Consider the following 2,697-nt stretch of genomic DNA (forward strand, 5'->3'; position numbering starts at 1 on the left):
CGCTGCTTCATCAACAGCGTCGAATCAGAACCCGCGAGTCCGTGCAAGCCTGAAGTGCTCTAGTGGTCCAGATCCAAAGTTAGCCCTCGGCGGCTACGGAGCCCTCCGACAGCCCTGAAGGGCTTGCCGGAGAACGGTATTCCTGCGGCGTCCTCTGGCCAAGGGCCATGTGAGGACCGCTCTCATTGTAGTCTCGCCGCTAGGCCTTGATCTCCCGCCGGGCCTCGCCCAGCGTCTCGAACCAGTGCAGGTTCAGGCACTCGTACCGTAACGAGCCGTTGAAGGTCTCGATGAAGGCGTTGTCCGTCGGCTTGCCCAGCCGGGAGAAGTCGATCCGGGTGCCGTGATGGTAGGCCCAGAGATCGACGAGCCGGCCGGTGAACTCCGCGCCGTTGTCCGCAAACAGGTATCTCGGTGCTCCGCGTTCCCCCACGAGGCAGTTCAGCACCTCAACCACGTGCTCGCCCCGCAGTCGCTGTCCCACTTCGATGGCCAGCCCTTCGCGACTGAACACATCGACCACCGTGAGGGCGCGGAACTTCTGCCCATTGCTCAGTTCGTCCTGGATGAAGTCCAGGCTCCAGGCCTCGTTCGGGCGCGTCGGGACACAGCGCGCCTCCCGCTGCACCACCATCTTACGGCGCTTGGGCTGCTTGCTCCGCAGGGCCAGCCCTTCCTCGCGGTACAGCCGCCACACCAGGTTCTTGCCCACCTTCCAACCGTCCCGCCGCAGCATCACGTGCAGCCGCCGGTAGCCGTAGCGGATCCTGACGCGGGCGATCTCGTGCATGCGCTGGCGAATCTCGATCCGCGGATCCCGCGTGCTCGGCTTGCGCTGCGTCGAGCGGTGCTGGCGCGTCAGGGCACAGGCCCGCCCTTCGCTGAAGCCGTGGCTCGCCGTCACGTAGGCGACCACTGACCTTCCCCCGTAGAAGCGGTCCGCCGGTAAGGTGAGACCGGCGGAACCGTGGAGGGTGTTGGGATGGCAAGGAAGCACCACAAGCCGGAAGAGATCGTTGCCAAGCTGCGGCAGGTCGAGGTGATGCTGGCGCAGGGCAAGACCACTGCCGAGGCGGTGCGCACGATCGGGGTGACCGAGCAGAGCTACTACTGCTGGCGGAGCGAGTACGGTGGCCTGAAGCTGGACCAGGTGAAGCGGCTGAAGCAGGAGAACGGGCGGCTCCGCAAGGCCGTGGCGGGTCTGACGCTCGAGAAGCTGGTGCTGAAGGAAGCTGCGTCGGGAAACTGGTGAGCGCCGCCCGCCGTCGGGCCTGCGTCGAGCACGTCACGGGCAAGCTGGAGGTTTCGGAGCGGTTTGCCTGCCGGGTGCTGGGACAGCACCGCTCGACGCAGCGCAAGGTGCCGCGCGCAGCGGACGACGAGGCGGCGCTCACCGAGAGCATTATCAACCTGGCCCGGCAGTATGGCAGGTACGGCTACCGCTGGATCACGGCCTTGCTGCGAGCCGAGGGCTGGCGGTGCAACCACAAACGCGTGGAGCGCATCTGGCGCCGCGAGGAGCTAAAGGTTCCCGCCCGGCAGCCCAAGCGCGGGCGGTTGTGGCTGAACGATGGCTCCTGCGTGCGTTTGCGGCCGGAGCGGCCGAACCATGTCCGGGCCTATGACTTCGTCGAGGACCACACCCGGGACGGGCGCAAGTTCCGGATGCTGAACGTGGTGGATGAGTTCACTCGCGAATGCCTGGCCATCCGCGTGGGTCGCCAGCTCAGGGCCGCCGACGTCATCGACGTGCTGTCCGACCTGTTCATCCTGCGCGGCGTGCCTGGCCATGTTCGTTCGGATAACGGGCCCGAGCTCGCTGCCACGGCCGTGAAGAACTGGATCACCGGCGTGGGGGCCAAGACGGCGTTCATCGAGCCCGGCAGCCCCTGGGAGAACGGCTATGTGGAGAGCTTTAACGGCAAGCTCCGCGACGAGCTGCTCAACGCCGAGGTGTTCAACACCCTCGCCGAGGCCAAGGTCCTGATCGAACAATGGCGACGGCACTACAACACCGTTCGCCCGCACTCCTCACTGCGCTACCGCCCGCCAGCGCCAGAGGTGCTCCTGACATCACCTCTGCCGTCCTCCGTCGGCCATCCCCCCACCAGCTCAGGACAGGCCGCAGCCATGCTCCATTAAAAATCCGCCTGGGTCACCTCATGGGGGCTGGTCACTACGACGGGCACACCCTCCCCAACACCCTCCAGCAGGTGGAGACCCTCACCGGGCAACTCCCCACCCTTGCCGTGGTCGACCGCGGCTACCGTGGCCATGGCGCCCACGGCACGACGGTGCTCGTCAGCGGTACGCGCCGCGGCCTCACACCACGCCTGCGCAAGCTCCTGCGCCGCCGCAGCACCATCGAGCCCGAGATCGGCCACATGAAATCTGACGGACGCCTCGCCCGATGCGCCCTCAAGGGCACCATCGGTGACGCCCTCTACGCCGTGCTCCGCGGCTGCGGGCACAACATCCGCAAGATCCTCGCCCACCTCAGGGCCCTTTTGATCGCCCTCCTTGGCGCCCTCATTCACGCAACGGGTCAGCCGGACTACCAGCCGGTTACGATCCAGACAGCCGGAAGAGGTTATTCAAGACCGACCTGATACGCCCGGCGGTGACTTCTGACTCTCTTGGGGTTCCGTCGTGTCGCGTGAGGTGATTCGCTTTTCCTGCCGACAACGGTGGGAGGGC

The 2,697-nt window shown here is 66.3% G+C and carries 1 protein-coding gene and 2 pseudogenes; 2 read left to right on the top strand and 1 reads right to left on the bottom strand.

Annotation, left to right across the window (positions count from 1 at the left end):
- Window positions 1-79: 79 nt before the first annotated feature.
- Window positions 80-922: pseudogene (locus ACFFIC_RS29475) on the bottom strand (IS3 family transposase); the annotation flags it as partial.
- Between the two features lie 60 nt (window positions 923-982).
- On the opposite strand from ACFFIC_RS29475, the gene ACFFIC_RS29480 reads away from it, so the two are divergent.
- Window positions 983-2,142 (top strand): IS3 family transposase gene (locus ACFFIC_RS29480; RefSeq protein ID WP_377057191.1). Its coding sequence is split into 2 segments (ribosomal slippage): window positions 983-1,223 and window positions 1,223-2,142, totalling 1,161 coding nucleotides; the frame shifts between segments, so codons are not numbered across the junction.
- Window positions 2,143-2,177: 35 nt separating this feature from the next.
- Window positions 2,178-2,609: pseudogene (locus ACFFIC_RS29485) on the top strand (hypothetical protein); the annotation flags it as partial.
- Window positions 2,610-2,697 lie beyond the last annotated feature (88 nt).

The sequence above is a fragment of the Muricoccus vinaceus genome (assembly GCF_042433125.1).
GTDB classification, from domain to species: domain Bacteria; phylum Pseudomonadota; class Alphaproteobacteria; order Acetobacterales; family Acetobacteraceae; genus Roseomonas; species Roseomonas vinacea.